The sequence below is a fragment of the Burkholderia sp. WP42 genome (assembly GCF_000745665.1).
In the GTDB taxonomy this organism is placed as follows: domain Bacteria; phylum Pseudomonadota; class Gammaproteobacteria; order Burkholderiales; family Burkholderiaceae; genus Burkholderia; species Burkholderia vietnamiensis.
Window position 1 is genome coordinate 227,233 of sequence record NZ_JQJT01000010.1, and the last position, 26,019, is coordinate 253,251.

The 26,019-nt window shown below is 67.9% G+C and carries 25 protein-coding genes; 14 read left to right on the forward strand and 11 right to left on the reverse strand.

The window, feature by feature from the left end; genetic code table 11:
* Positions 1–76 precede the first annotated feature (76 nt).
* Positions 77–385: a 4a-hydroxytetrahydrobiopterin dehydratase gene (locus EX20_RS06365; protein ID WP_011882790.1), complete on the forward strand. Its 309-nt coding sequence runs from the start codon at positions 77–79 to the stop codon at positions 383–385.
* 93 nt (positions 386–478) lie between these two features.
* Here EX20_RS06365 and EX20_RS06370 read toward each other — a convergent pair whose 3' ends face one another.
* Positions 479–709 (reverse strand): DUF3717 domain-containing protein, encoded by a 231-nt coding sequence (locus EX20_RS06370; protein ID WP_014722154.1) that lies wholly within the window; start codon positions 707–709, stop codon positions 479–481.
* A gap of 122 nt (positions 710–831) precedes the next feature.
* On the opposite strand from EX20_RS06370, the gene EX20_RS06375 reads away from it, so the two are divergent.
* A complete protein-coding gene (locus EX20_RS06375) occupies positions 832–1,524 on the forward strand; it encodes a response regulator (RefSeq protein WP_006401494.1) in 693 nt (230 codons plus the stop codon).
* 129 nt (positions 1,525–1,653) lie between these two features.
* Positions 1,654–3,138 (forward strand): sensor histidine kinase, encoded by a 1,485-nt coding sequence (locus EX20_RS06380; protein ID WP_011882788.1) that lies wholly within the window; start codon positions 1,654–1,656, stop codon positions 3,136–3,138.
* A gap of 139 nt (positions 3,139–3,277) precedes the next feature.
* On the opposite strand, the gene EX20_RS06385 is transcribed toward EX20_RS06380, so the two are convergent.
* The 7 genes from EX20_RS06385 to mnmC all read right to left on the reverse strand — a co-directional run bounded on the left by EX20_RS06385 (position 3,278) and on the right by mnmC (position 12,145).
* Positions 3,278–3,808 (reverse strand): SET domain-containing protein, encoded by a 531-nt coding sequence (locus EX20_RS06385; RefSeq protein WP_034192996.1) that lies wholly within the window; start codon positions 3,806–3,808, stop codon positions 3,278–3,280.
* Positions 3,809–3,991: 183 nt separating this feature from the next.
* Positions 3,992–5,104 carry an NADH:flavin oxidoreductase/NADH oxidase gene (locus EX20_RS06390; RefSeq protein WP_011882786.1) on the reverse strand — a complete coding sequence of 371 codons (1,113 nt, stop codon included), beginning with the start codon at positions 5,102–5,104 and terminating at the stop codon, positions 3,992–3,994.
* Positions 5,105–5,284: 180 nt separating this feature from the next.
* A complete protein-coding gene (locus EX20_RS06395) occupies positions 5,285–5,995 on the reverse strand; it encodes a glutamine amidotransferase (protein WP_034193033.1) in 711 nt (236 codons plus the stop codon).
* A gap of 28 nt (positions 5,996–6,023) precedes the next feature.
* The gene (locus EX20_RS06400; RefSeq protein ID WP_011882784.1) at positions 6,024–6,662 is read right to left on the reverse strand and encodes a MarR family winged helix-turn-helix transcriptional regulator; all 639 of its coding nucleotides are present in this window, start codon (positions 6,660–6,662) and stop codon (positions 6,024–6,026) included.
* Positions 6,663–7,166: 504 nt separating this feature from the next.
* A complete protein-coding gene (locus EX20_RS06405) occupies positions 7,167–8,282 on the reverse strand; it encodes a YbdK family carboxylate-amine ligase (protein ID WP_011882782.1) in 1,116 nt (371 codons plus the stop codon).
* 14 nt (positions 8,283–8,296) lie between these two features.
* Positions 8,297–9,511: a cation:proton antiporter gene (locus EX20_RS06410; RefSeq protein WP_011882781.1), complete on the reverse strand. Its 1,215-nt coding sequence runs from the start codon at positions 9,509–9,511 to the stop codon at positions 8,297–8,299.
* Between the two features lie 672 nt (positions 9,512–10,183).
* Complete coding sequence (gene mnmC / locus EX20_RS06415) at positions 10,184–12,145, reverse strand: bifunctional tRNA (5-methylaminomethyl-2-thiouridine)(34)-methyltransferase MnmC2/FAD-dependent 5-carboxymethylaminomethyl-2-thiouridine(34) oxidoreductase MnmC1 (protein WP_034192997.1); 1,962 nt, start codon at positions 12,143–12,145, stop codon at positions 10,184–10,186.
* Positions 12,146–12,534: 389 nt separating this feature from the next.
* On the opposite strand from mnmC, the gene EX20_RS06420 reads away from it, so the two are divergent.
* Complete coding sequence (locus tag EX20_RS06420; protein WP_006401505.1) at positions 12,535–12,813, forward strand: HU family DNA-binding protein; 279 nt, start codon at positions 12,535–12,537, stop codon at positions 12,811–12,813.
* Between the two features lie 140 nt (positions 12,814–12,953).
* Here the strand turns inward: EX20_RS06420 and EX20_RS06425 are convergent, their stop codons facing one another.
* Positions 12,954–14,264 (reverse strand): GTP-binding protein, encoded by a 1,311-nt coding sequence (locus EX20_RS06425; protein ID WP_011882778.1) that lies wholly within the window; start codon positions 14,262–14,264, stop codon positions 12,954–12,956.
* A 145-nt stretch (positions 14,265–14,409) separates the two neighbouring features.
* A complete protein-coding gene (locus EX20_RS06430; protein ID WP_014722145.1) occupies positions 14,410–14,856 on the reverse strand; it encodes a lytic transglycosylase domain-containing protein in 447 nt (148 codons plus the stop codon).
* A gap of 372 nt (positions 14,857–15,228) precedes the next feature.
* On the opposite strand from EX20_RS06430, the gene gspD reads away from it, so the two are divergent.
* The 3 genes from gspD to gspF are packed head-to-tail and all read left to right on the forward strand — an operon-like array spanning position 15,229 to position 20,271.
* A complete protein-coding gene (gene gspD / locus EX20_RS06435; protein WP_034192998.1) occupies positions 15,229–17,553 on the forward strand; it encodes a type II secretion system secretin GspD in 2,325 nt (774 codons plus the stop codon).
* Positions 17,550–19,049, forward strand: a complete 1,500-nt coding sequence (gene gspE, locus EX20_RS06440) for a type II secretion system ATPase GspE (RefSeq protein ID WP_011882775.1) — start codon at positions 17,550–17,552, stop codon at positions 19,047–19,049. The genes gspD and gspE overlap by 4 nt, the downstream gene beginning before the upstream one ends.
* Before the next feature lie 4 nt (positions 19,050–19,053).
* On the forward strand, positions 19,054–20,271 hold the full coding sequence (gspF, locus tag EX20_RS06445) for a type II secretion system inner membrane protein GspF (RefSeq protein ID WP_011882774.1): 1,218 nt from the start codon (positions 19,054–19,056) through the stop codon (positions 20,269–20,271).
* A gap of 30 nt (positions 20,272–20,301) precedes the next feature.
* Here the strand turns inward: gspF and EX20_RS06450 are convergent, their stop codons facing one another.
* Positions 20,302–20,712 (reverse strand): hypothetical protein, encoded by a 411-nt coding sequence (locus EX20_RS06450; RefSeq protein WP_011882773.1) that lies wholly within the window; start codon positions 20,710–20,712, stop codon positions 20,302–20,304.
* Between the two features lie 173 nt (positions 20,713–20,885).
* Between EX20_RS06450 and gspG the strand changes: the two genes are divergently transcribed.
* The 7 genes from gspG to gspM are packed head-to-tail and all read left to right on the forward strand — an operon-like array spanning position 20,886 to position 25,995.
* Positions 20,886–21,338, forward strand: a complete 453-nt coding sequence (gene gspG, locus EX20_RS06455; RefSeq protein ID WP_011882772.1) for a type II secretion system major pseudopilin GspG — start codon at positions 20,886–20,888, stop codon at positions 21,336–21,338.
* A 42-nt stretch (positions 21,339–21,380) separates the two neighbouring features.
* On the forward strand, positions 21,381–21,911 hold the full coding sequence (locus EX20_RS06460) for a GspH/FimT family pseudopilin (RefSeq protein ID WP_034192999.1): 531 nt from the start codon (positions 21,381–21,383) through the stop codon (positions 21,909–21,911).
* The gene (gene gspI / locus EX20_RS06465) at positions 21,908–22,315 is read left to right on the forward strand and encodes a type II secretion system minor pseudopilin GspI (protein WP_014722141.1); all 408 of its coding nucleotides are present in this window, start codon (positions 21,908–21,910) and stop codon (positions 22,313–22,315) included. The genes EX20_RS06460 and gspI overlap by 4 nt, the downstream gene beginning before the upstream one ends.
* Entirely contained in the window at positions 22,293–22,997 is a 705-nt protein-coding gene (locus EX20_RS06470; protein ID WP_011882769.1) for a PulJ/GspJ family protein, read from the forward strand. The genes gspI and EX20_RS06470 overlap by 23 nt, the downstream gene beginning before the upstream one ends.
* Positions 22,998–22,999: 2 nt before the next feature.
* Positions 23,000–24,100 (forward strand): type II secretion system minor pseudopilin GspK, encoded by a 1,101-nt coding sequence (gspK, locus tag EX20_RS06475; RefSeq protein WP_034193034.1) that lies wholly within the window; start codon positions 23,000–23,002, stop codon positions 24,098–24,100.
* 24 nt (positions 24,101–24,124) lie between these two features.
* Positions 24,125–25,492 carry a type II secretion system protein GspL gene (gene gspL / locus EX20_RS06480; protein WP_034193000.1) on the forward strand — a complete coding sequence of 456 codons (1,368 nt, stop codon included), beginning with the start codon at positions 24,125–24,127 and terminating at the stop codon, positions 25,490–25,492.
* Positions 25,489–25,995 carry a type II secretion system protein GspM gene (gspM, locus tag EX20_RS06485; protein ID WP_011882766.1) on the forward strand — a complete coding sequence of 169 codons (507 nt, stop codon included), beginning with the start codon at positions 25,489–25,491 and terminating at the stop codon, positions 25,993–25,995. Before gspL ends, gspM begins: the two co-directional genes overlap by 4 nt.
* Positions 25,996–26,019: the final 24 nt, after the last annotated feature.

Below are 26,019 nucleotides of genomic sequence, written 5' to 3' on the forward strand. Positions count from 1 at the left end.
ATGAAACAATGACCGGAGCCGGCTTTGCCGCGCGGCGTGTGCCGCGCGCGAGCGCCGCTACCGAACGAGGTGCAACATGATCCACAAGCTCACATCCGAAGAACGCAAGACGCGGCTCGAAGGCCTGCCGCACTGGACGGCCGTGCCGGGCCGCGACGCGATCCAGCGCAGCCTGCGCTTCGCCGATTTCAACGAGGCGTTCGGCTTCATGACGCGCGTCGCGATCAAGGCGCAGGAGATGAACCACCATCCGGAATGGTTCAACGTGTACAACCGCGTCGACGTGACGCTGTCGACCCACGACGCCGACGGGCTGACCGAGCGCGACATCGAACTCGCGCAATTCATCGACCGCGTGTGTGCGCACACGCTGCCGGCGGCCTGACACGTTGCGCGAGCCGCCGCGCCGGTTTTGCCGCGCGGCGCGTCAACTTTTCATTTCGCTGAACGTTTTCTAGGATGTATTGAGCGAAAGCCTTCAGCTTTCCAAGCCATCCTTAAGGCGCACGTAAGTCTCGAACGCATTCCGCGCCTTGGGGTCCAAACCTTCCAGTTGCAGCGCGCTTCCGCGCTGTACAATCAGCAGCGCATACGGCTTGGAGAGCGCGCTGGCCTCTTCGCAGAGTTTGAGTTCGTCGCCGCTGGATGGCGAGCGGGCGCGCCAGAAATTGATCGCGGCTTCGAGGTCGTGAATCGAAATATCGGACATGATTGAATTTGTTCGTTCGCTGGCCGCCATGCTTGATGTCAGGCGATGCGGCGCCCCTGTGGAAACGGCGTCGTGCTGTCCGCGTGCCTGAACCGCCAACCCATTGTACTTGAGCGAACTTCATGCGACTCCTTCTGATCGAAGACGACCGCCCCATCGCACGCGGTATCCAGAGCAGCCTCGAGCAGGCTGGCTTTACCGTCGACATGGTGCATGACGGCATCTTTGCCGAACAGGCGCTGGCACAAAACCGCCACGAACTCGTGATCCTCGACCTCGGCCTGCCGGGTATCGACGGGATGACGCTGCTCACCCGCTTTCGCCAGACCAATCGCCACACGCCGGTCATCGTGCTGACCGCGCGCGACGAACTGAACGACCGCATCCAGGGCCTGAACTCCGGCGCCGACGACTACATGCTCAAGCCGTTCGAGCCGGCCGAGCTCGAAGCGCGCATCCGCGCGGTGATGCGCCGCAGCGGCCCGCACAGCGACATGCCGCGGCCGGAAGTGTCGCTCGGCGGCGTCCGGCTGTCGGGCGTCGATCGCCGCATCTTCAACGACGACAAGCCGCTCGAGCTGTCGCCGCGCGAATTCGCGGTGCTCGAAATGCTGCTGCTGCGCCACGGCCGCGTGGTCAGCAAGGCGCAGCTGCAGGATCACCTCACGCATTTCGGCGGCGATCTCGGCGACACCGCGATCGAAGTCTACGTGCACCGCGTGCGCAAGAAGCTCGAGCAGTGCCGCGTCGAAATCGTCACGGTGCGCGGCTTCGGCTACCTGCTGCAGGAAATCCGCCAGACCGCCAGCGTCTGAGCGGCCGGGCGCGCCGGCCGGCCGCCTGCGGCCGGTGCGTCGCACCGCGCCGTTGCCAGTCGCCCGTCGCCGTCCGGTGCCCGACCGCGCCGCTCCCCGTGAGCGGCGCTCATCCATTTGCCCGTCGAAATGTCTGCTGATCCGGCCGTGACCTCCAGCCTGCGCCGCTCGCTGCTGCGGCGCCTCGCCGCGCCGCTGTCGATGCTCGCGCTGATGAGCGGCCTGATCGCCTACTGGCTCGCGTGGCAATACACGCAGCACGTGATCGACCGCTCGCTCGCCGATCTCGCCACCGCCATCTCGAAACAGATCCAGATCGCCGGCCCCGACGCGCCGTTCACCGTGCCGCCGCTCGCGCAGGCGATGTTCTCCGATCCGGCCGAAGCGCTGATCTACCGGATCAGCGACGGCGAACAGGAGCTCGCCGGCGATCCGAAGCTGCCGCTGCGCGGCATCAACGTGCGCCGCATGCATCACGCGTACGTGTTCGAGGCCGAGTACGACAATCGCGCGGTGCGCGTCGCCCAGGTACGCGTCGAAGACGTCGAGGGCGGCAAGCCGATGGTCGTCGAAGTCGCGCAGCCGGTGCGGCACCGCTACAGGATCGCCGCCGAATTCCTGGTCGCCATCATGATGCCGCTGCTGCTGTTGCTGCTCGCCGGCTGGGGCATCGTGTGGCGCGTCGTGAACCAGCAGCTCGGCCCGCTCACGCATCTCGCCGATTCGCTGAACCGGCAGACCCACACGTCGCTGGAGCCGGTCGACGAGACCGACGTGCCGCTCGAAATCCGGCCGCTCACGAGCGCGATGAACGCGCTGCTCGGCCGCCTGAAGACCGCGCTCGACGCGCAGCGCAAGTTCATCGCCGACGCCGCGCACCAGCTGCGCACGCCGCTCACCGCGGTGAAGCTGCATGCCGAGCAGGCGGCCGTCGCGCGCGATCCGCAGCAGACCTATACGGCCGTGCGCGAACTGCGCGCGGCTGCCGATCGCGCGGTGCGGCTGTCCAACCAGCTGCTGTCGCTCGCTCGCGCGGAGCCGGGCGAACAGGTTGCGCGTTTCGTCGACGTCGACCTCGCCGCGATGGCGTTCGAGACCGGCGCCGAGTGGGTGCCGCGCGCGCTCGCGTCGCACGTCGATCTCGGCTTCCAGCGCAGCGACGAGCCCGGCGACGACGAAACATTGAACGTGCGCGGCAATCCGGTGCTGCTGCGCGAAGTCATCGCGAACCTGCTCGACAATGCATTGAAGTACGTGCCGCTCGCGCGGCCGGACGGCGCGCGCATCACCGTGAACGTCGCGCGCGGCACGCTCGACGACGGCCTGCCGGCCGCGGAGATCGTCGTCGAGGACAACGGCCCCGGCGTGCCGGCGAATCAGCAGGCCGACCTGTTCAAGCGCTTCTTCCGCGGCGACGCGCAAAGCGGCAACGGCGTCGAGACGGGTGCGGGGCTGGGCCTCGCGATCGTGCACGACATCATCGCGATGCACGGCGGCACGGTGTCGTACGAGGATGCACCCGAAGGCGGCTCGCGCTTCGTGGTGCGGGTGCCGCTCGCCGAGCGAACCAGCAAGCCGGCGAGCGAAACGCCGGCGGCCGTGCCGACGCACTGAGCGGCGCGTAACGCGCGGGTAGCGGATCTCGAGCGAACCCGGCGAAGCCGTCAAAGCCATCGAGCCGGCTCAGCCCCGCAGCGACGCAGCAACAAGGCCCGCCGGCGAAGCAGCCGCGCGAGCTCGCGCGGCGCGTCGATCACTTCTTCTTTTTCTTGTCCTTCGCGCCGGACTCGGCCTTGCCGTCCTTCTTGTCCTTCTTCTTTTTCTTCTTGCCGTCGTCGTCCGGCGTCGCGAGCAGCGTGCCGCGGCACGTCTCGGCGCCGCAATGGCACGCGTATTCGCGCTTGAGCTTCTTCGTCAGCTTCTCGTCGATCACGAGGCCGTAGTCGTAGAACAGCTCCTCTTCCGGCTCGATGTCGCGCAGCGCGTGGACGAACACGCGGCCCTTGATCTCCTCGGCCTCGCAGTTCGGCGCGCACGAGTGGTTGATCCAGCGCGCGCTGTTGCCGTTGACCTTGCCATCGATCACGCCGCCGTCTTCGAGTGCGAAGTAGAACGTATGGTTCGGGTCGTTCGGATCGTGCGGATGACGGCGCAGCGCTTCCTTCCACGAGATCCGCTCGCCCTTGTATTCCACTACGCGCTCGCCGGCCTTGATCGGCTCCACCGCGAACACGCCCTTGCCGTGTATTCCCGAGCGGCGCACCGCGATCCTGCGTGAACTCATCGAACGAATCCTTGTGAAGTCGACTTGAATGAAAGACGGCCGTGCTCACGGCCCTGCGTCGCGCCAAACGAAAACGCGGCACCGACGGTGCCGCGTCCGGGCATGCAGCGAATCATCCGCATGCTACACGTTCGAGATTGCTTCGTTCAACATCGCGCGACGTCGCGCGCACGACGTTCAGCGTCAGCGCTGGCCGAACGCGACGTCGCCGAACAACGCCTTGTGCTCGCGCGGTTGCGAACGCCAGTACTGCGGCGGCGCCGACACCTGCGCGCCGAGCTCGGCCGCCGCATGCCACGGCCAGCGCGGGTCGTACAGCATCGCGCGCGCCATCGCGACGAAATCCGCGTCGCCGGCCTCGATCAGCCGGTTCGCATGCGCGGGCTCGCTGATCAGGCCGACCGCAACCGTCGGCATCCCGACCGCGCGCTTCACGGCCTGCGCGAACGGCACCTGATAGCCCGGCGACAGCGGAATCTTCTGCAACGGCGACACCCCGCCGGACGACACGTCGATCCAGTCGCAGCCGCGCTGCTTCAGCGCATGCGCGAACGCGATCGTGTCGTCGAGCTCCCAGCCGCCTTCGACCCAGTCGGTCGCCGACACGCGCACGCCGACCGGCCGATCGTCGGGAAACGCCGCCCGCACGATGTCGAAGATCTCTAGCGGAAAGCGCATCCGGTTCTCGCGCGAGCCGCCGTACTCGTCGGTGCGCCGGTTCGCGAGCGGCGACAGGAACTGATGCAGCAGATAGCCGTGCGCCGCATGCACCTCGATCGCGTCGATGCCGAGCCGCGCCGCGCGTTTCGCCGCCGCCGCGAACGCGTCGCGAATCCGGTTCAGGCCGGCCGTATCGAGGGCCAGCGGCGGCGTCTCGCCGTCCTTGTGCGACACGGCCGACGGCGCATGCGGCAGCCATCCGCCGTCGGCCACCGAGACGAGCTGGCCGCCCTTCCACGGCACCTCGCTCGAGGCCTTGCGGCCGGCATGCGACAGCTGCATCGCGACGCGCACCGGCGAATGCTTGCGAATCGCCGCGAGCACCGGCGCGAGCGCGGCTTCGGTCGCGTCGTCCCACAGGCCGAGGTCGCCGGCGGTGATGCGGCCGTCGGGCTCGACCGCGGTCGCTTCGATGCAGAGCAGGCCCGCGCCGGACAGCGCGAGATGGCCGAGGTGAATCATGTGCCAGTCGGTCGCCTCGCCGCGTTCGGCCGAATACTGGCACATCGGGGAGATCACGATCCGGTTCGGAAGCGTCACGCCGCGTAGCGTGAACGGGGAAAACAACGCAGTCATGGAGGCCGCTCGCGTGCAGAGGAAAGAGCGGATCAGCGTAGCACGCACGTCGCGCGCGTGCAGGCGGGCGGTTGGTCAGTAAGCGGATGGTCAGCTAGGGGGTTGCCGCAGATGTGGGAACAGCACTGCGCCGCGTGCCGGCTCGCCGATCGCGCGGTGCCAGCGGTGCCGCGCGCGCGATCACACCCCGACGCTGTCGAGCCACTCCGAGAACATGCGTCGCGCGGCCGTCTCGAGCGCGGGGCCGTGCTGCGCGGTGTCGGCCCGCAGACGACACGCGTCGATGCCGGCCGTCGCCGCGATCTCGCCGGCATTGCCGATCAGCCAGGGCTCGAAGCGGTCGGTGCGGATTTCCGGATGGCATTGCAGCGCCAGCACATGCCGGCCCCATGCGAACGCCTGGTGGCGGCACGCCGGTGTCGATGCGAGATGGATCGCGCCGCCCGGCAGGTCGAACGTGTCGCCGTGCCAGTGCAGCATCGAGGTGGCCGCAGCGTCCAAATGACGCAGCGGCGAGGCGCGGCCCGCGTCGGTGAGCGCGAGCGGCGCCCAACCGAGTTCCTTCTCGGCGGCCGGATAGACGCGCGCGCCGAGCGCGCGGGCGATGAACTGTGCGCCGAGACAGATGCCGAGGATCGGCAGGCCCGCATCAATGCGCTGGCGCACCAGCGCCGCAAGCGGCGCGATCGACGGATACTGCGCATCGTCGTACACGCTGAGCGGCCCGCCGAGCAGCACCAGCAGCGACGGCTGCAGCGCGTCGAGCACCTCGACGCGCGACGCGCCGACGTCCACGTAACGCACGCGGCGCCCGCGTTCGCCGAGCACCTGCTCGAAGCTGCCGAGATCCTCGAAATGCACGTGGCGGATCGCCACCACTTCGGCATGCATCATCGGCCTCCCGGTCGATCGGCGGACTTCAGCCGGCGAATACCTTCCAGGTCTTCTTCTGGGTCGCGACGTCGGCTTCTTCGTGCCCCGAGCAGTCGAGGCGCAGGTCGCTGTCGGTCATCGCCTGGTCGAACACGGCGCAGTGGTGCACGGTCTTCTTCGACTGCTTGCCCGGCTGGAAGTGCGCGCACGTCAGGCACATGCGCTGCGGCGGCGTCGCACCGGCCACCTGCAGCTCGCGCAGCGTCTTCAGCAGCGCGCGGTAGAGCGCGCCCTGCTCGTCCGCGCCGAGCTTGCCGACCGCTTTCGACAGGAACTCCGGCCATTGCAGCGCCTTCTTCGCCGCGGTGCGGCCGCGGGCCGACAAACGCACCGCGAGCGCGCGGCCGTCGTCCAGGGCGCGACGCTTCTCGACGAGCCCCTTCGTCTCGAGCGTGCTCACCGCATCGCTGGTGGTCGCGGCCGTGAGCTGCGTCTCGCGTGCGATTTCGCCGAGGCGCATCGGCCCCTTGCGTTGCAGCAGCAGCACGAGGATCTCGCCCTGCGTCGGCGTGAGGCCTGCGCCCTCCGCCCAATCCCACGCCTGGCTCCGCATGGCCGTGCTCAATCGCAGCAAGCTGTGGGTCACACGTCCCGAAGCCTGATTCCCGTAAACGCCTTCGCTCATAGTCTTTTCGCTTTGCCGCCGCCCGGATGCCGAGCAGCCGTAGTGTGGAGATCCGATGTCTATCTCAAAATAAACGCCCACCGAGGAGCGTCAACACGGCCGTCGCGAGGCACACGCGGCGGTCGCATTCGCGGCGACCGGTGAGAGACCCGTCGTTCCGGTGTCCGCAGAGTCGCCATTCTAAGCGAGAGCGGAAAATCGTACAGCTAAGTTATCCACAGCATTCTGTGGGGAATACCTCGATAACCGTAACTTTTCGTTGTGCCGCCAATTGCCGCGGGTGGTGCGACAAAACGCGCAAACATTTTCGTGTCCGGATCGGACATTTGTCTGGCGATACCGGACGAAGGGGTTATCCAGTGCGCAGAGCGTTGACTTTGAAGCGGAATATCGGGTTATCCACAGATTTTGAGGAACACTGGGGACGCGATTGGCCCGAAATGGCGGCGAATACCGTTCAGTGAATCGCCGCGCGGTCGAGCCTGCAATCTGCAAAACATTTTTTCATTCGCGCCAGCGCAAACACTGCTGTCTGACCGTTTCGTTCAGCGACTTCTCCTGTTTGAAAACGGTTCTCAACCACGACGCGTCATTTACGCGCGCTTTCGCTAGCGCACCGATCTCGTCGAGGGCCGCGCGCGAGCCGAGCGCCGCCGCGTGCGGGGCGATCCGGTCGAGCGTGTCGAGGATGTCCTCCGCGATCGTGCGGCGCTCACCCGTCTGAGGATTCACGCAGGTCCCCTCGAGCCCGAAGCGGCACGCTTCGAAACGGTTGAACGTGTAGACGAGATAGTCGTCCTCCGACAGCTTCAGCGGCCGGTCGGTCAGCAGATAGCGCGCGAGCGTCTGGATGTAGCACGCGATCGCGGCCGCGCGGTCGACCGACAGCGGCGTGTCCATCACGCGCACCTCGATCGTTCCGTAGCCGGGCTTCGGCCGGATGTCCCAGTAGAAGTCCTTCATCGAGTTGACCACGCCCGTGTTGACCATCTTCGTGAAGTACTCCTCGAAGCTGTCCCAGGTCAGCACGAACGGCGCGCGGCCCGACAGCGGGAACGCGAACACCGAGTTCAGGCGCGCCGAATGGAAGCCGGTGTCGACGTTCTGCACGAACGGCGACGACGCCGACAGCGCAATGAAGTGAGGAATGAAGCGCGACATCGAATGCAGCAGGAACAGCGCGCTGTCCGGGTCTGGGCAGCCAATGTGCACGTGCTGGCCGAACACGGTGAACTGCTTAGCGAGATAGCCGTACAGCTCCGAGATGTACTGGAAGCGCGGCGCGTCGTAGATCTGCCGGTCGCTCCACTGCTGGAACGCGTGCGTGCCGCCGCCGCAGAGCCCGACGTTCAGCTGGTCGGCCGCCTTCACGAGCACGTCGCGGATCGCGTGCAGCTCGGAGAGCGCCTGTTCGTGCGAATGACAGATGCCGGTCGACAGCTCGATCATGCTTTCGGTGATTTCCGGCGTGATGTTGCCCGGAAAGGTCTCGCCCTGGATCAGCCGCATCAGGTCGGACGCGGCCTTGGTCAGGTCGTAGTTGTGCGTGTTGACGACCTGGATCTCCAGCTCGACGCCGAAGGTGAACGGTTCGGAATTGACGAAGGTTTCGAGTGCCATGGCGGGTTCCGGAATCAGTTTCTGTCGCTGCGTTCGCTGACCGCCGACAGGCAGCGGTACACGACGAACGGGCTCACGAGCTGCAGGACCACGATCGTGCACATCACGATCGCGCGCAGGTGCGGGTCGAAATTCGGATACATCTGATAGGTGTCGTCGACGAGCAGGTACGACAGCGCGGACATCGGCGTGAGCGCGATGCCGAGCGCGACGCCCTGCTTCATCCCGAGCCCGCTCGGCTTCGCGAACGCGACCACACCCGCCAGCTTGGCGACGAGCCGCGTGACGATCAGCACGATCGCGAGCAGCCCGCCGAGCGCGATGTCGCCCCACGTGAACGACGTGAGCGTCAGCACGAACAGCACCACCGTGAGCAGCCAGCCGGCCGTGCCGAAGTGCTCGGGCCACAGCTGCGGACGCGCTTCGAGGTTCTTCACGATGATGCCGGCGAGCAGCAGCGTGAGCAGCGTCGACAGCTTCAATGCCTGGGCGACCGCGATCGCCAGCATCACGAGCCCGAACAGCGCGACGAACGAGTGCTCGTCGCGCATCGTCGAGGTCATGTGGCGGAACAGGTAATTGCATGCGCGCGCAACGAGATAGGCGACGATGAACGAACCGGCGATCAGATACACCGGTTGCAGGATCGTCGCGAACACGTTGCCGTACGCTTCCTGATGGAGCCAGCTCGTCACGAGCTTGGTCAGCACGATCGCATACACGCTGTTCAGCGCGGTCAACGTGATGAGCCGCTGCGACACCTGCCCTTCCGCGCGCAGTTCGGTCTTCAGCTGGATCACCATCGACGGCGAGGTCGCGATCGCGATCGCCGACAGCACCAGCGCGACCATGCCCGACACGCCGAGCGCGAGCATCACGAACAGCACGAGCACGAAGGTCAGCGTCGCTTCGGCGAGGCTCGACGCAATCAGCCACGGATTGCGGCGAATCCACTTCAGGTCGAGCCGGCTGCCGAGCTCGAACAGCAGCAGGCCGAGCGCGACGTCGATCAGCAGACGCGAGGTTTCGTCGGTACTCGCGTCGATCACGCCGAATCCGAGCGACCCGGCGATCAGACCGATCACCGCATAGCCGGTGATGCGCGGCAGCCGCCAGGCGCGATAGCACAGCTCGCCACACAGACCGGCCGCAAACAACGCGAGACCGGCCCAGAACACGGCATCCGGCGCGAGCGGCCAGTTGGGCAGAAATGAGAACGCCGACTTCATCGTGGTGACTTCTCCTTTGGAAGCAATCGCCAGCGGCGCGGGGTCAAGCGTCAGAAATGAGATGCACGCCGGCTGGGTATCGCCCCGAATGTGATTGTTGTGGTCGACGACGGCGGGACATGGGATCCGCCTCTTCCGCCATCCGGCGGAGTGTCGTACAGGCTGCCGATCTGGATTGTCGGCCTGGTGTGTGAACGGACTGCGCAGTCTCGAAGATTCAGATTCGAAATCGTGCCGACCGTTCCATTGATGCATGTCCGGCGCAGGGCCGGACGAACGCGAAGGAAACCGATTGTGCCACAGCTTTTTCGTTCCGGAACCCGCCCGATCGACTCGCGGCGCTGTGAGGCGCCACAGGTCTTTGGTTTCAACTGTTTACTCGTATACATACGTAGTAGAAGTTAACAAGGCACGCACAGTTCTGTGGATAACGCCGGTTTGTGTAGAAAGATCAAGGCATTGGCGTGCGCGTAACCCGTTGCACACGCTGTTTGCTCACAGCGGTTCGAGTTGAGCAACTTTCGGGCCGCATCGCGGCTGTGCGAGTTACCCAGTTTACGTCCACTGTGATTGCACACGGACTGCGTACGGATTCCGCGCAGTTATCCACAGCGGTGCGTGGATAAGTTTGCGCGGGCGAATCGCGGGACTGTGAGGCATGGGCCAGCCAGGTCAGCCGAGTTTGCGCCCGCGCAGGGCGCGGATCAGGAACCGGGCGGGGTCGACGGCATCGGCGAGCTCGCGCTCGAGCGGCAACGGCTCGCCTTCGAGTTGCGACGCAATCAGCTCGGCGCCGAGCGACGCCCACACGAGGCCGCGCGAACCGAAGCCGAACGCGCCGTACAGGCCGGCGGTGCGCGGCAGGTCGCGCGCTTTCGCACCGCTCAGCGCCCGCGCGTTGGCAGCGGCCTGCGCTTCGTCCGCGAGCGGGCCGATCAGCGGCACGCGATCGGCGACGACCCAGCGAAACGCGACGCGCCCGCGCAATGTATCGACGTCCGGCACGTCGCCGACGAGGCCCGGCAGCAGATGCCGGATGCGCGCGAGGTTTTCGAGGTGGCCGGCGTCGCGAATCTCAGGATCGACGTCGTCCGGTTCGAAGGTCGCGCCGATCAGCAGCGTGCCGTCGTCGAGCGGCACCGCGTAGCCGTCGCCGATCGCGGGGCACGGCAGCGGCGCCGTCGTGCCGGGCGGCAGCAGCGTCAACTGGCCGCGCACCGGCTGTAGCGCGACATGCCGCAGGCCCGCGAGCCGCACCGCGTCGCCGGCATTCGCGAGCACGACGACCGGCGCTTCGGCGATCGTCGCGCCGTCGGCGCCGATCGCGCGCCACGTGTCGCCGTCGCGTTCGAGCCGCGCGACCTCGGTGCCGGTGCGCAGCGTCACGCGCTCGCCGGCCGCGGCGACCTGGGCGGCACAGAGTCCGGCCGGCCATACGGCGCCGCCGTGCGGAAACAGCAGGCCGCCGTGCGCGACCGGCAGATTCAGATGCGCGCGCGCGGCGTCGGCATCGAGCAGCGTGACATGGTCGGCCGGTGCGCCGAGCGCGTCGAACGCATCGCGCATTCGCACGAAGTCGTCGGCCGATTCCGCGAGATGGATCATCCCGCGCGTGCTGCGCGCGAACGTGTGGCCCGCATGCTCGAGCGCGCGCCAGCGCGCGAGCGCATGCAGGAAACCGCTGCGCGTGAGGCGGCTCGCGACGTTGTCGTCGCGCGTCATCAGCGGATGGAACACGCCGGCCGGATTGCCCGATGCCTCGCTCGCGATCTGCGCGTGTCGCTCGATCAGCGTGACGTGCCAGCCGCGCGCGGCGAGCCGCTCGACGAGCGCACATCCGGCGAGGCCCGCGCCGATCACGATCGCCTCGCGCGCGGCCACCGGCAACGCGCGCGGCGGCTCGTGCCGGCGCATCCGCCACCGCGGCGCGTATTCGCCGACCAGCATCGCGAACTTGCCGGCCAAACCCGGCATCTTGCGATAGGCGAAGCCCGCTTCGACGAGCGCCTGCTTCACGACGCCTGCGCTCGAATACGTCGCGAACGTCGCGTCGTCGGCCGCGACGCGTGCGAGCGCGCGGAACACGTCGGCCGACCAGAGGTCCGGGTTCTTCGCCGGTGCGAAGCCGTCCAGATAGAACGCGTCCGCGCGTGCGACCAGCTTCGGCAGCAGCTCGCGCGCATCGCCGAGCGCGAGCGTGAGCACGACGCGTCCACCTTCGAATTCGATCCGATGAAAACCGGGCACGGCCGGCGGCCACGCATCGGCAAGCAGCGCCGCCTGCTCCGACAAAGTTGTGCCCGCAACGATGTGGGAAAGTGCGCGACGCAGGTCGTCGCGCGTGAACGGATGCTTCTCGAACGACACGAAATGCAGCCGCTCGCAGCGCGCGGGGTCGTCGCGCCACGCGGCCCAGGTCGCGAGGAAGTTGGTGCCGGTGCCGAACCCCGTCTCGACGATCGTGAACGTGCGGCTGCCCTGCCAGCGTGCGGGCAGCCGGTTGCCGGCGATGAACACGTAGTTCGCCTGCGCGAACGCACCGGCGACGTTGTAATAGATGTCGCCGTACTCGGGCGAGATGAGGGTGCCGTCGTCGCGAAACGCGAGCGTGGCCGGGACGAGTCGGTCGGGCATGCGAAACAAAAAGCGTGGCGGCCAAGCCTGGCAAGGGATTGCGCGGACGCCCGGCGCGCCGCGTTGGCAAAAACCAACGAGCTGGCGCGCGCGTGGAGCGAGCTGCGTATCCTCTGCGCTTGGCGCAGGTCAAAAAATGGGCAATCGACGATTCATTCGGCGAAATACCGATGAAAATCTTTGAAACCCTTGTCGTTATTGGGTTTGCGCTGCGCTATCATAGCAACGCCGTACCGCGGGGTGGCCGCCGGCAAGCCGGACGGCGCGTCGCGCGGGCCAGGATTCGGCGCTGTGTCGTCGGAGTCTGTCTCTCGACGGCACGGTTCGCGCACGTATAATCGGCGCGTTCGCGCTGTTCGTGTCAAACCTAACCTGAAAAAGGAACCTTAATGAACAAACAGGAACTGATCGACGCCGTCGCCGCCCAAACGGGCGCCAGCAAGGCTCAAACCGGCGAAACGCTGGACACGCTGCTCGAAGTCATCAAGAAAGCCGTGTCGAAGGGCGATGCGGTTCAGCTGATCGGCTTCGGCAGCTTCGGTTCGGGCAAGCGCGCAGCACGTACGGGCCGCAACCCGAAGACGGGCGAAACCATCAAGATCCCGGCAGCCAAGACGGTCAAGTTCACGGCTGGCAAGGCGTTCAAGGACGCCGTCAACAAGCGTTAATACCGCGCTCGTTCCAGAAAAAAACCCGCCTTCCGGCGGGTTTTTTGTTTGGCGCGCGCGGCATTTTCACCACAGTGTGCGCCGCGCTTGCAAGATTTAACGTTGTGTCGGCCGCTTGCCAGCAGCGTGTTTACCGCGTGTTACGCATGCACGATCTGCCCGTCGGGATCGTCGTCATCATGCTCGTCGACGTCCCACGCCGGGAACGGATCGTCGAATGCGGCCCATTGTTCGGCGCCCAGCGCGAATTCCGCATCGGTGAGCAGGCACGCGTCGAGTTTCGCGCGCCAGGCATCGGCGTCGAGCCCGATGCCGATCAGCACGAGCTCCTGACGGCGATCGCCGATCGAGCGATCGTCGAGATCGCCCTGCCACTCCGTGCGAATTTCGGCGAGCAATTCGTCGTCTTCCGGCCATTCCGCGCGATCCTGCGCGGCCCACCAGAGGCCGGCCGGCCCGTGTCGGCACACGCCGCCCGCCTGCGACAGCGAGCCCGCGATGTCGTTGCGCGTCGCGAGCCAGAAGAAGCCCTTGCTGCGCAGCACACCCGGCCATTCCTGATGCAGCAGCGCCCAGAGTCGCGCCGGATGAAACGGCCGGCGTGCGCGGTAAACGAAATTGCCGATGCCGAATTCGTCCGCTTCGCCGTGCACGTGCGCATGATGCGGATCGTGGCAGTCCGGATCGTCGCACTGCGTATGATCGTGATCGAGCGACGCGAGCCATCCCGGCGCATTCGCGGCCTCGTCGAAATCGAAGCGGCCGGTGTTCAGCACTTCGTCGAGCGGCACGTTGCCGAACGTCGAGACGACCTGATGCGCGCGCGGGTTCAGCCGCGCGAGGATGTGCTGCAGGCGCGCGAGTTCGTCCGCGCCGACGAGATCGGCCTTGTTGATCACCAGCACGTCGCAGAATTCGATCTGCTCGATCAGCAATTCGACGAGCGTGCGATCGTCTTCGTCGGAAGCGGCGATTCCGCGCGTCGCGAGCGCATCGTCGGAACCGTAGTCGCGCAGGAAGTTGTACGCATCGACGACCGTCACGAGCGTGTCGAGCCGCGCGACGCTCGACAGCGAGGCGCCGTCGTCGTCGACGAACGTGAAGGTTTCGGCGATCGGCATCGGCTCGGCGATGCCGGTCGATTCGATCACGATCGCATCGAAGCGGCCGTCGGCCGCGAGATTGCGGATCTCGACGAGCAGATCGTCGCGCAGCGTGCAGCAGATGCAGCCGTTCGACATCTCGACGAGCCGTTCCTCGACGTGCGACAGCGCCTGCGCATCGCGCACGAGCGACGCGTCGATGTTGACCGCCGCGAGGTCGTTGACGATCACCGCGACCTTCAGGCCCGCGCGGTTCGCGAGGATGTGATTGAGCAGCGTGGTCTTGCCGGCGCCGAGGAAACCGGACAGCACGGTGACGGGCAACGGCTGGTTCATTGCCGGATTCATAACGATTTGCACCAACGGAAAGGATGAAAAAGCGGCCGCGGCGCCCTTGCGGGGCGCGATCGGCCCGCGGGGCCGGTCGACATGGCGGCGTGAGTCCGCATTGTGCATCAAACGCGCGCCGGCCGAGCGGCTGCGCGCCGCGGCGTCACTGCTGCGGCAGCAGCTTCCACTGCGACAGGATGCCGGCGATCTGCCGCGCATACTTGTCGCGCAGCGACGGCGTTTCCGAATGATAGGCGCCCACCGCCTGCCAGCTGTTGCCGTAGCGATTCATCTTCTGGCGCAGATGCCACGCGGCGATGTAGACGTTCTTGCACGGCTCCATCAGCGTGTCGCGGCCGATCCCGTAACGCGACAGCGTCTGCAGATGGATCGAGTTGATCTGCATGAGCCCGTAGTCGACGGAGCCGTTCGTATTCTTGTTCAGCGCGTCGGGCCGGTTGTGCGACTCCTGCCACGCGATCGCGCGCAGGATCAGCGGATTGACCTTCTGATACCGGGCGGCTTCGTCGAAACAATCGGCGCGAGCGTTGCCGCAGGCGAACCCTGCGCCGGCGGCGATCAGCGCGATCGAAGCGAACCGTCTGTTCATAGTGCGCAAGCGGTGACGAATAGGTGAAATGCTCGGGAAAACCCGTGTCTGTTCGGCGTACGACTGGAAACGCGTCGCCCGTATCATACCGACAGACCGTCACGTGGCGACATCCGACGGACGGCAGACCGTTTATACCGCATTTCCGTGTCGATCTCGATAGCGCGACAAGGCGATGACGGCCGGAATCTCGCAGTGATGCCGAAAATATTACATTCTGCATACATTGCGCCAGCAAGATGTCGTATGTGAGACAGTCTTCGGATCAATGTGATATTTCGGACATGAAAAACTGCTAATGTCGCGCCTTTAGGACTTGGATCCCAGCACTACCGCCGGAAGTGGCCTGAGCCGGCATCGACCCATTCATCCATGACAAGAACTCGCTTCGCTATGCGGCGCATCGCCACGACCCTGGTGGTCGCCGGCATCATCGTCTCCCAGGCCGCCTACGCTCAGGTCACGCTCAACTTCGTGAATGCGGACATCGACCAGGTCGCGAAGGCGATCGGCGCCGCGACCGGCAAGACCATCATCGTCGATCCCCGCGTGAAGGGGCAGCTCAATCTCGTGGCCGAGCGGCCGGTGCCGGAGGAGCAGGCGCTGAAGACGCTGCAGTCGGCGCTGCGCATGCAGGGCTTCGCGCTGGTGCAGGACCACGGCGTGCTGAAGGTCGTGCCGGAGGCCGATGCGAAGCTGCAAGGCGTGCCGACCTATGTCGGCAACACGCCGCAAGCGCGCGGCGATCAGGTGATCACGCAGGTGTTCGAGCTGCACAACGAATCGGCCAACAACCTGCTGCCGGTGCTGCGCCCGCTGATTTCGCCGAACAACACGGTCACCGCGTACCCGGCGAACAACACGATCGTCGTGACCGACTATGCGGACAACGTGCGCCGCATCGCGCAGATCATCGCCGGCGTCGACAGCGCCGCGGGCGCGCAGGTGCAGGTCGTGCCGCTGCGCAACGCGAACGCGATCGACCTGGCCGCGCAACTGCAGAAGATGCTCGACCCCGGTGCGATCGGCAACAGCGACGCGACGCTGAAGGTGTCGGTCACCGCCGATCCGCGCACCAACTCGCTGCTGCTGCGCGCGTCGAGCGCGTCGCGCCTCGCGGCGGCGAAGCGCCTCGTGCAGCAGCTCGATGCGCCGAGCGCGGTGCCGGGCAACATGCACGTGGTTCCGCTGCGCAACGCGGACGCGGTGAAGCTCGCGAAGACGCTGCGCGGGATGCTCGGCAAGGGCGGCAACGACAGCGGCTCGTCGGCGTCGTCGAACGATGCGAACAGCTTCAACCAGAACGGCGGCTCGTCGTCGAGCGGCAACTTCTCGACCGGCACGTCGGGCACCCCGCCGCTGCCGTCGGGCGGCCTCGGCGGTTCGTCTTCGTCCGCGTATGGCGGCGGCGCATCGGGCAGCGGTGGCATGGGCAGCGCCGGCCTGCTCGGCGGCGACAAGGACAAGGGCGACGACAACCAGCCCGGCGGGATGATCCAGGCCGACGCGGCGACCAACTCGCTGATCATCACCGCATCCGATCCGGTCTACCGGAACCTGCGCTCGGTGATCGACCAGCTCGACGCGCGGCGCGCGCAGGTCTATATCGAGGCGCTGATCGTCGAGCTGAATTCGACGACGCAGGGCAACCTCGGCATTCAGTGGCAGGTCGCGAGCGGCCAGTTCCTCGGCGGCACGAACCTGAACCCGACGTCCGGGCTCGGCAACAGCATCGTCAATCTGACGGCCGGCACCGCCGGCGCCACCACGCCCGGCCTCGCGGCCAATCTCGGCACGCTGACGCAGGGCCTCAACATCGGCTGGCTGCACAACCTGTTCGGCGTGCAGAGCCTCGGCGCGCTGCTGCAATATTTCGCCGGCGTGAGCGACGCGAACGTGCTGTCGACGCCGAACCTGATCACGCTCGACAACGAGGAAGCGAAGATCGTCGTCGGCCAGAACGTGCCGATCGCGACCGGCTCGTACTCGAACCTGACGAGCGGCACGACGAGCAACGCGTTCAACACGTACGACCGTCGCGACGTCGGCCTCACGCTGCACGTGAAGCCGCAGATCACCGACGGCGGCATCCTGAAGCTGCAGCTGTATACGGAAGACTCGGCGGTCGTCGCCGGCACGACCAGCGCGCAGACTGGGCCGACCTTCACGAAGCGCTCGATCCAGTCGACGATCCTCGCCGACAACGGCGAGATCATCGTGCTCGGCGGCCTGATGCAGGACAACTACCAGGTGTCGAACAGCAAGGTGCCGCTGCTCGGCGACATCCCGTGGATCGGCCAGCTGTTCCGCTCCGAATCGAAGCAGCGCGCGAAGACCAACCTGATGGTGTTCCTGCGGCCGGTGATCATCAGCGATCGCAACGTCGCGCAGGAAGTCACCGCGAACCGCTACGACTACATCCAGGGCGTGACGGGCGCATACAAGTCGGACAACAACGTGATGCGCGACAAGGACGATCCGATCGTCCCGCCGATGCCGCTCGGTCCGAGCCAGGGCGGCACGCCGGCCGGCAACCTGTTCGATCTCGACAAGATGCGGCGCCAGCAGATGCAGCGTCAGGCCGCGCCGGTCCCGGCCCAGCCGCTGCCGGAGCAGACGCCCGTGCAGCCGCAAAGCGTGCCGCAGCAGACGGTGCCGCAGCAACCGTTGAGCGCCACGCCGGGAGCCTCGCAGTGAGCGACGTGCTCGCGTCCGCGCCCCAGGACGGCGCGCCGGGCGAACGGCAGCCGCCGTCGCCGCTCGCCGCCCGCCTGCTGCCGTACGGCTTCGCGAAGAGCGGCCAGGTGCTGATCGCGCACCAGCTCGACGATACGCTCGAGGTGTGGATCAGCGAACGCACGAGCGACGCGGCGCTCGCCGAGATCGCCCGCAACTTCGGTTCGATCGTCGTGCAGCGCGTGCCGGCCGACGAGCTCGCGCAGGCGATCAACCACGCGTACGCGCGCCAGGACGGCAGCGCCGCGCAGATCGTCGGCGAGGTCGAAGGCGAAGTCGACCTGTCGCGGCTGATGCAGGACATCCCCGAAGTCGAGGATCTGCTCGAATCGGAAGACGACGCGCCGATCATCCGCATGATCAACGCGCTGCTCACGCAGGCCGCGCGCGAGCAGGCGTCGGACATCCACATCGAGCCGTTCGAGAATGCGTCGGTCGTGCGGTTTCGCGTCGACGGCACGCTGCGCGACGTCGTGCGCCCGAAGAAGGCGCTGCACGGCGCGCTGATCTCGCGGATCAAGATCATGGCGCAGCTCGACATCGCCGAAAAACGCCTGCCGCAGGACGGCCGCATCACGCTGCGCGTCGGCGGCCGCCCAGTGGACGTGCGCGTGTCGACGCTGCCGACCGGGCACGGCGAGCGCGCGGTGCTGCGTCTGCTGGAAAAGGACGCGCAGCGCCTGAACCTCGAAGCGCTCGGGATGGGCCGCGACACGCTCGTCCAGTTCGACAAGCTGATCGCCCGCCCGCACGGGATCGTGCTGGTGACGGGGCCGACCGGCTCCGGCAAGACGACGACGCTGTACGCGTCGATGTCGCGGCTCGAAACGGCGACGACCAACATCATGACGGTCGAGGATCCGATCGAATACGACCTGTCCGGCATCGGCCAGACGCAGGTCAACGAGCGGATCGGGATGACGTTCGCCCGCGCGCTGCGCTCGATCCTGCGCCAGGATCCGGACGTCATCATGATCGGCGAAATCCGCGACCTCGAAACCGCGCAGATCGCGGTGCAGGCATCGCTCACGGGCCACCTGGTGCTGGCGACGCTGCATACGAACGACGCCGCGTCGGCCGTCACGCGGCTGACCGACATGGGCGTCGAGCCGTACCTGCTCGCGTCGTCGCTGCTCGGCGTGCTCGCGCAGCGGCTGGTGCGCCAGCTGTGTCCGGTCTGCAAGGAAGAGCGGCACGAGGACGGCCGCAGCGTGTGGCATCCGGTCGGCTGCGACAAGTGCGGCCATTCGGGCTACACGGGCCGGCGCGGCGTGTACGAACTGCTGGTGGTCGACGATGCGATCCGCTCGCTGATCCATCGCAACGCGGCCGACGCGGAGATCCTCGCCACCGGCCGCGCGCAAGGCATGCGCACGCTGCGCGACGATGCCGAGCGCTGGCTCGCGGCCGGCGCGACGTCGCTCGAGGAAGTGCTGCGCGTGACGGGAGGCGCATAGCGCGATGCCGGCATTCCGTTTCGAAGCGATCGACTCGGCGGGGCGTGCGCAGAAAGGCGTGATCGACGCCGACAGCGCGCGCGCGGCGCGCGGCCAGCTGCGCACGCAGGGGCTCACGCCGCTCGTGGTCGAGCCGGCCGCCAGCGCGACGCGCGGCGCGCGTTCGCAGCGCCTCGCGTTCGGCCGCAAGCTGTCGCAGCGCGAGCAGGCGATCCTCACGCGCCAGCTCGCGAGCCTGCTGATCGCGGGGCTGCCGCTCGACGAGGCGCTCGGCGTGCTCACCGAGCAGGCCGAGCGCGACTACATCCGCGAGCTGATGGCCGCGATCCGCGCCGAAGTGCTCGGCGGCCATTCGCTCGCGAATGCGCTCGGACAGCATCCGCGCGATTTTCCGGAGATCTACCGCGCGCTCGTCGCCGCCGGCGAACATACGGGCAAGCTCGGCATCGTGCTGTCGCGCCTGGCCGACTACATCGAGCAGAGCAACGCGCTCAAGCAGAAGATCCTGCTCGCGTTCACGTATCCGGGGATCGTCACGCTGATCGCGTTCGGCATCGTCACGTTCCTGCTGAGCTACGTCGTGCCGCAGGTCGTCAACGTGTTCGCGAGCACCAAGCAGCAGTTGCCGCTGCTGACGATCGTGATGATGGCGCTGTCCGAGTTCGTGCGGCACTGGTGGTGGGCGATCCTGATCGCGGTCGCGCTCGTCGTGTGGATCGTGAAGTCGACGCTGTCGCGCGCCGGGCCGCGGCTCGCGTTCGACCGCTGGGTGCTGACCGCGCCGCTCGCGGGCAAGCTCGTGCGCGGCTACAACACGGTGCGCTTCGCGAGCACGCTCGGCATCCTGACCGCGGCCGGCGTGCCGATCCTGCGCGCGCTGCAGGCGGCCGGCGAGACGCTGTCGAACCGCGCGATGCGCGCGAACATCGACGATGCGATCGTGCGCGTGCGCGAAGGCTCCGCGCTGTCGCGCGCGCTGAACAACGTGAAGACGTTTCCGCCGGTGCTGGTGCACCTGATCCGTTCCGGCGAAGCGACCGGCGACGTGACGACGATGCTCGACCGCGCGGCCGAAGGCGAAGCGCGCGAGCTCGAACGGCGCACGATGTTCCTGACGAGCCTGCTCGAGCCGCTGCTGATCCTCGCGATGGGCGGGATCGTGCTGGTGATCGTGCTGGCCGTGATGCTGCCGATCATCGAGCTGAACAACATGGTGCAGTGACGGCGTGGCCGGCGCGTGCGCCGGCGCCGCTCAGCGCATGTAGATCGCGGGGGACGGCGTGTTGGCCGGGAGCTGGACTTCGGCGCGCGCGCCGTTGCGGTCGACGATGATCGAGCGGCTGCGCACTTCGGCGAGCTTCGCGCCGGGCGCGAGCTCCGCGCCGAGCGACACCGCGCGCGGCGGTTCGCCGCCGATGCCGACGATCGCGGCGCCGCCGTGATCGAGCGCGAGAATGCCGAACAGGTGGATGTCCTGCACGGGATTCTTGTCGAGCTGTCCGCCGAAGAGCGCGGCGGCGTCCTCGGTGCGGATCGGCAGCCGCGCGGCGGCGGCAGGCAGCGGCGCTTCGCGGGCCGACAGCGTGACGACCCAGTAGGTGGCCGTCGCGCACAAACCCGCGAAGAGGGCGAGGGAGAGGATCCGGATCGAGAGCGCGTTCATGCGCGCTATTGTACGGATCTATATGAAATTTGCGTTGAGTGAAAGCCCTCGGCGATGCGCGCCTTACAATGCGTGCTCCGCGCCCCGGGTATCGGAAGCCTGCCGTCAGGTATGCGGCCGCGATGCGCAGGGTGCGTCACTCAATCGACGACATTTTTTGGAAAGAGGTAGTCATGCAAACGTGGATCACTCGCCGTAATGCGGCCGTGCGCCGTCAGCGCGGTTTCACGCTGATCGAGATCATGGTGGTGGTCGCGATCCTCGGGATCCTGGCGGCACTGATCGTGCCGAAAATCATGAGCCGTCCCGACGAGGCGCGCCGTATCGCCGCGAAGCAGGACATCGGCACCATCATGCAGGCGCTCAAGCTGTACCGTCTCGACAACGGCCGCTATCCGAGCCAGGAACAGGGGCTGACCGCGCTGACCCAGAAGCCAACGACCGATCCGATCCCGAACAACTGGAAGGACGGCGGCTATCTCGAACGCCTGCCGAACGATCCGTGGGGCAACGCGTACAAGTACCTGAATCCGGGCGTGCACGGCGAGATCGACGTGTTCAGCTACGGCGCCGACGGCAAGGAAGGCGGCGACGGCAACGACACCGACATCGGGTCGTGGCAGTAAGCCCGCGCTGACCGCTCCCGCCTTCGCCGCATTCTTCCCCTCATGCCCGCCCCTCGCACGCCGTCGCGCCCCGCTGCCGCACGCCGCGCCGCCGGCCGCGTGCGCGGCCGCACCGCACGCGCGCAGGCGCGCGGCTTCACGCTGCTCGAGATGCTGGTCGTGCTGGTGATCGCGGGCCTGCTGGTGTCGCTCGCGTCGCTGTCGCTCACGCGCAATCCGCGCACCGACCTGCGCGAGGAAGCGCAGCGCATCGCGCTGCTGTTCGAGTCGGCCGGCGACGAGGCGCAGGTGCGCGCGCGGCCGATCGCGTGGCAGCCGACCGCGCACGGCTTCCGGTTCGACGTGAGCTCGGCCGACGGCTGGCGCACGCTGCGCGACGATCTGCTGCGTCCGCGCGACTGGGACGGCGGCGTGACGGGCGCCGATATCGACTATCCGGGTTCCGACACGCGCGCGAGCCGCGTCGTGTTCGGCACCGAAAGCATCGACACGCCGGTGCGCGTGACGCTGCATTCCGCCGCCGGCAGCGCGACGATCGTCGGCACCGGCAACGGCCGCTACGAGGTGCAATGACGATGCGTCGTCGCCTGCGCTTCCCGGCCGCTTCCTCGCAGGGCTTCACGATGATCGAGGTGCTCGTCGCGCTCGCGATCATCGCGGTCGCGCTCGCCGCGTCGATCCGCGCGGTCGGCACGATGGCGACCAACGCCTCCGATCTGCATCGCCGGCTGCTCGCCGGCTGGAGCGCCGACAACGCGCTGGCGCAATTGCGCCTCGCGCATGCGTGGCCGGAGGTCGGCGAGCAGAGCTTCGACTGCTCGCAGGGCAACGTGCAGCTGGTGTGCACGCAGCGCGTGAGCAGCACGCCGAACCCGGTGTTCCGGCGCGTGCAGGTGTCGGTGAGCATGCCGGGGCGCGCCGGCGTGCTCGCACAAATGGTGACGGTGGTCGCGAATGAAACCAGCCGTCCGCTCTGACGCGCCGCCGCGCCGCCAGCCGGCGCGCGCCGCCGCCTCGCGGCGCGTGCGCGGCTTCACGCTGATCGAGCTGATGATCGCGATCGCGATCCTCGCGGTCGTCGCGATCCTCGCGTGGCGCGGGCTCGACCAGATCATGCGCGGCCGCGACAAGGTCGCCTCCGCGATGGAGGACGAGCGCGTCTTCGCGCAGATGTTCGACCAGATGCGCATCGACGCGCGGCTCGCCGCGACCGACGACGAAGCCGGCCAGCCGGCGATCGGCGTCGCCGGCAATACGCTGCAGATCGTGCGCGAACTCGACGTGCCGGGCGCCGCGCCGCGGCTGCAGGTGGTCCGCTACCGGATCGCCGGCGGGCGCGTCGTGCGCTACGCATCGCCGCCGCTCGACGACGCGAACCGCCTGCGCGACGTGCTGAAGGACAGCAGCGTCGACGGCTGGAGCTGGGTCGCGCTGATGGGCGGCGTCGGCGCGATCGACGCGAAGCTGTACGTGCCGCGCGTGGGCTGGACCACCAACCTGCAGACGGCCAACGACGCGCTGGCGCAGAACAACGACGCGCTGAAGGTGCCGCAGATCGGCAACGCGCCGCCCGCGCGCGCGGTGACGGGCCTGCAGGTCAGCATCGGCGCGACGTCGCTGCGCGTGCCGGTCACACGCATTTTCCTGGTCGGGGAATGACGATGCGCGCCCGCCCTTCCCGCTTCCGGTTCGCCGCGCGCGCGCAGCGCGAGCGCGGCGCGGCGATCATCACCGCGCTGCTGGTGGTCGCGCTGTCGGCGATCCTTGTCTCCGGGATGCTGTGGCGCCAGCAGGTGCAGATCCGCCGCATCGAGAACCAGCGCGTGCTCGCGCAGGCGCAGTGGGTCGCGCGCGGCGCGCTCGACTGGACGCGCATGATCCTGCGCTCCGAAGCCGACACGGCGCCCGGCATCACCTATCTCGGCGGGATCTGGGCCGTGCCGATCGCGAAGACCAAGCTGTCGGACTTCCTCGGCCGGATCGGCGCGCCGAACGACAACGGCGGCGAGGACACCTACATCTCCGGCTCGATCGAGGATGCGCAGGCGAAGTACAACCTGCGCAATCTCGTGTCGTCGCCGGCGCCGGGCGTGCTGCAGCTCAACGTCACGCAGCTGCAGGCGTTCCAGCGGCTGCTGGCGACGCTCGGTTACGACGGCGCGCTCGCGAAGCGGATCGCGCTGCAGATGCGCGCCGGGCTGATGCATTCGGCGACGCGCTTCCAGACGCCGGCGCTGCCCGGCGCCGGCACGGCCGCGACCGCGCCGGTGCCCGGCGGCGACATGGCCGGCAACTTCACCGACGAACCGGGCATGTCCGACACCGAGCGCGGGCCGGCGCCGCTCGTGATGACGAGCGTCGACAGCCTGCTCGACGTCGACGGCGTGACGTCCGAGATGATCGCGCGGCTGCGCCCGTTCGTCACCGTGCTGCCGACCACGACGCCGGTGAACATGAACACCGCGCCGGCCGAGGTGATCGCCGCGCTGGTGCCGGGGATGAGCGTGTCGTCGGCGCAGGCGCTGGTGTCGCGCCGCGAGACGGTGTTTTTCCGCAACGCCGGCGACGTGCAGCTCGCGCTGCGCGGCGCCGGTGCGCCGAACGCGACGATCGACTCGAGCCTCGTCGACGTCAATTCCAGCTATTTCATCGTGCACGGCCGGATCCAGCACGATCGCGCGGAGGTCGATCGCACCTCGCTCGTGTATCGTGATCCGACCACGCATTCGACGCGGGTCGTGCGCATCCGCGACCAGCTATAACGACGCCATTCGGGAGAGGAGCTCTTGAGCACGCTGATTGTTTCTTTGCCGCCGCGCGAGCCGGCCGTGCCGTTGCAGGAATGGCAGTGGCCCGAGCTGTCGTTCACGCTCGTGGACAAGGCCGGCCAGGTGCAGCGCGCGGGCCGCGCCGCGCTCGCGCTGCTGCCGCGCGCGAACGCGACGGTGCTGATCGTCGCCGCGCGCGACGTGCTGCTGCTGGCCGCGACCGTGCCGCCGCTCAAGGGGCCGAAGCTGCGCCAGGCGCTGCCCAACATCGTCGAGGATCAGCTGATCCAGGATCCGCTCGGCTGCCATATCGCGCTCGATCCGGTCGCGCTGCCCGACGGCCGCCGCGTGCTGGCCGTCGTCGATCGCGCGTGGTTCCGCACGATCTGCGACGCGTTCATCGCGGCCGGCCACCGGCACCTGAGCGCGGTGCCGGCCACGCGCTGCCTGCCCGCGCCGCGCGCGAGCACGGCCGACGCCGCCCTGCCCGCCGACGGCGACGCCGCGCCTGCCGCCGCACTCGCAGCCGACGCCGCGCCGCTCGCACGGCCCGCGCCGGTGGCCGCGGTGCTCGGCCTCGCGACGACGGTCGAACCGGCGCTCGTCGAAGCCGGCGCGCAGCCGGGGGCGGCCGTGGCGCCGCGCTACGAATTCGCGATCGCGCGCGGTGCGCTCGGCGAAGGTTTCGCCGCGCCCGCGGCCCGCGCGGGCGGCACGCTGGCCGCGCTCGCGGGCGGCGCCGACGTCGAACTGTACGAACTCGGCGAGCCGGGCGCGGAGCCGCGCCTCGCGTCGGTCGGCCGCAGCGACGCCGCGCTGTTGCCCGGGGCGCAGCCGCTGGCGTTCGACGTGTTCGCGCGGCGTGCGCTCGACGAGAAGTTCGATCTCTGCCAGTTCGAATTCGAATCGCAGCCGTGGCGCTTCGATCGCGCGACGGTGAAGCGCCTGCGCGTGCCGATCGCACTCGTGGCGGCGACGCTCGGCGTCGCGGTGATCGGGATGAACCTGCACTGGTGGAAGCTGTCGCGCGAGCGCGATGCGCTGTCGGCGCAGATCACCGAGACGCTGCTGTCCGCGTTCCCGAAGACGACCACCGTGCTCGATCCGCCCGCGCAGATGCAGCGCCAGCTCGATCAGCTGCGGCTCGCGGCCGGCGAGCTGTCGCCGAACGATTTCCTCGCGCTGGCGAGCGGGCTGTCGCGCTCGATGGGCGCGCTGCCGCAGAATGGCATCGCCTCGCTCGATTATCACGACCGGCGGCTCGACGTCGGCTTCAAGCCGGAGGTCAAGGTCGACCCCGATTTCCCGCAGCGTCTCGCGCGCAACGGGCTGGCCGGCGAAGTCGACAGCAGCACCGGCAAATGGACGATCCGGAGCCGCTCATGAACACCGCACAACTGAACGAGACGCTGGCCCAGTTCTGGGGCGAGCGCACGCCGCGGGAACGCACGCTGCTCGGCTGGGGCGGCACGGTGCTGGCCGTCGCGATCGCGTATTCGGTGCTGTGGTCGCCCGCGCAGGAAGGCCGCGCGCGCATCCAGCACGAGTTGCCGACGCTGCGCCGCGAGCTCGCGCAGATGACCGCGCAGGCCAACGAGGCGAAGTCGCTGACCGCCGCCGCGCAGGGCGTCGCGCCGACCGGCCTCGCGCTGAAGGACGCGCTCACCGCGTCGCTGTCCGATCACGGGCTGCAGGGCGCGCAGGTGCAGGTGGTCGGCAACGGCGTGCAGGTCCAGATGAAGAACGTGTCGTTCCCGGCATGGACGCAGTGGCTCGACGATGCGCGCCGGCAGTTCAAGGTGCAGGTCGGCGAAGCGCACGCCACCGCACTGAAGGATGACGGTCAGGTCGACCTGACGGCCGTGATGCAACCCTCGATGCAGAAATGACGCAGTGAACGAAACAAGCGACGC

Bases quoted from the DNA above. Each gene is read 5' to 3' on its own strand.
- EX20_RS06375 (WP_006401494.1), top strand. From the start codon at position 832: ATGCGACTCCTTCTGATCGAAGACGACCGCCCCATCGCACGCGGTATC.
- EX20_RS06430 (WP_014722145.1), bottom strand. From the start codon at position 14,856: ATGAACAGACGGTTCGCTTCGATCGCGCTGATCGCCGCCGGCGCAGGG.
- EX20_RS06410 (WP_011882781.1), bottom strand. From the start codon at position 9,511: ATGAAGTCGGCGTTCTCATTTCTGCCCAACTGGCCGCTCGCGCCGGAT.
- gspG (WP_011882772.1), top strand. From the start codon at position 20,886: ATGCAAACGTGGATCACTCGCCGTAATGCGGCCGTGCGCCGTCAGCGC.
- mnmC (WP_034192997.1), bottom strand. From the start codon at position 12,145: ATGCCCGACCGACTCGTCCCGGCCACGCTCGCGTTTCGCGACGACGGC.
- EX20_RS06365 (WP_011882790.1), top strand. From the start codon at position 77: ATGATCCACAAGCTCACATCCGAAGAACGCAAGACGCGGCTCGAAGGC.
- gspM (WP_011882766.1), top strand. From the start codon at position 25,489: ATGAACACCGCACAACTGAACGAGACGCTGGCCCAGTTCTGGGGCGAG.
- EX20_RS06395 (WP_034193033.1), bottom strand. From the start codon at position 5,995: ATGCATGCCGAAGTGGTGGCGATCCGCCACGTGCATTTCGAGGATCTC.
- EX20_RS06370 (WP_014722154.1), bottom strand. From the start codon at position 709: ATGTCCGATATTTCGATTCACGACCTCGAAGCCGCGATCAATTTCTGG.
- EX20_RS06385 (WP_034192996.1), bottom strand. From the start codon at position 3,808: ATGAGTTCACGCAGGATCGCGGTGCGCCGCTCGGGAATACACGGCAAG.
- gspI (WP_014722141.1), top strand. From the start codon at position 21,908: ATGACGATGCGTCGTCGCCTGCGCTTCCCGGCCGCTTCCTCGCAGGGC.
- EX20_RS06380 (WP_011882788.1), top strand. From the start codon at position 1,654: ATGTCTGCTGATCCGGCCGTGACCTCCAGCCTGCGCCGCTCGCTGCTG.
- gspK (WP_034193034.1), top strand. From the start codon at position 23,000: ATGCGCGCCCGCCCTTCCCGCTTCCGGTTCGCCGCGCGCGCGCAGCGC.
- gspF (WP_011882774.1), top strand. From the start codon at position 19,054: ATGCCGGCATTCCGTTTCGAAGCGATCGACTCGGCGGGGCGTGCGCAG.
- EX20_RS06405 (WP_011882782.1), bottom strand. From the start codon at position 8,282: ATGGCACTCGAAACCTTCGTCAATTCCGAACCGTTCACCTTCGGCGTC.
- EX20_RS06470 (WP_011882769.1), top strand. From the start codon at position 22,293: ATGAAACCAGCCGTCCGCTCTGACGCGCCGCCGCGCCGCCAGCCGGCG.
- EX20_RS06390 (WP_011882786.1), bottom strand. From the start codon at position 5,104: ATGACTGCGTTGTTTTCCCCGTTCACGCTACGCGGCGTGACGCTTCCG.
- EX20_RS06420 (WP_006401505.1), top strand. From the start codon at position 12,535: ATGAACAAACAGGAACTGATCGACGCCGTCGCCGCCCAAACGGGCGCC.
- gspD (WP_034192998.1), top strand. From the start codon at position 15,229: ATGACAAGAACTCGCTTCGCTATGCGGCGCATCGCCACGACCCTGGTG.
- EX20_RS06400 (WP_011882784.1), bottom strand. From the start codon at position 6,662: ATGAGCGAAGGCGTTTACGGGAATCAGGCTTCGGGACGTGTGACCCAC.
- EX20_RS06450 (WP_011882773.1), bottom strand. From the start codon at position 20,712: ATGAACGCGCTCTCGATCCGGATCCTCTCCCTCGCCCTCTTCGCGGGT.
- EX20_RS06425 (WP_011882778.1), bottom strand. From the start codon at position 14,264: ATGAATCCGGCAATGAACCAGCCGTTGCCCGTCACCGTGCTGTCCGGT.
- EX20_RS06460 (WP_034192999.1), top strand. From the start codon at position 21,381: ATGCCCGCCCCTCGCACGCCGTCGCGCCCCGCTGCCGCACGCCGCGCC.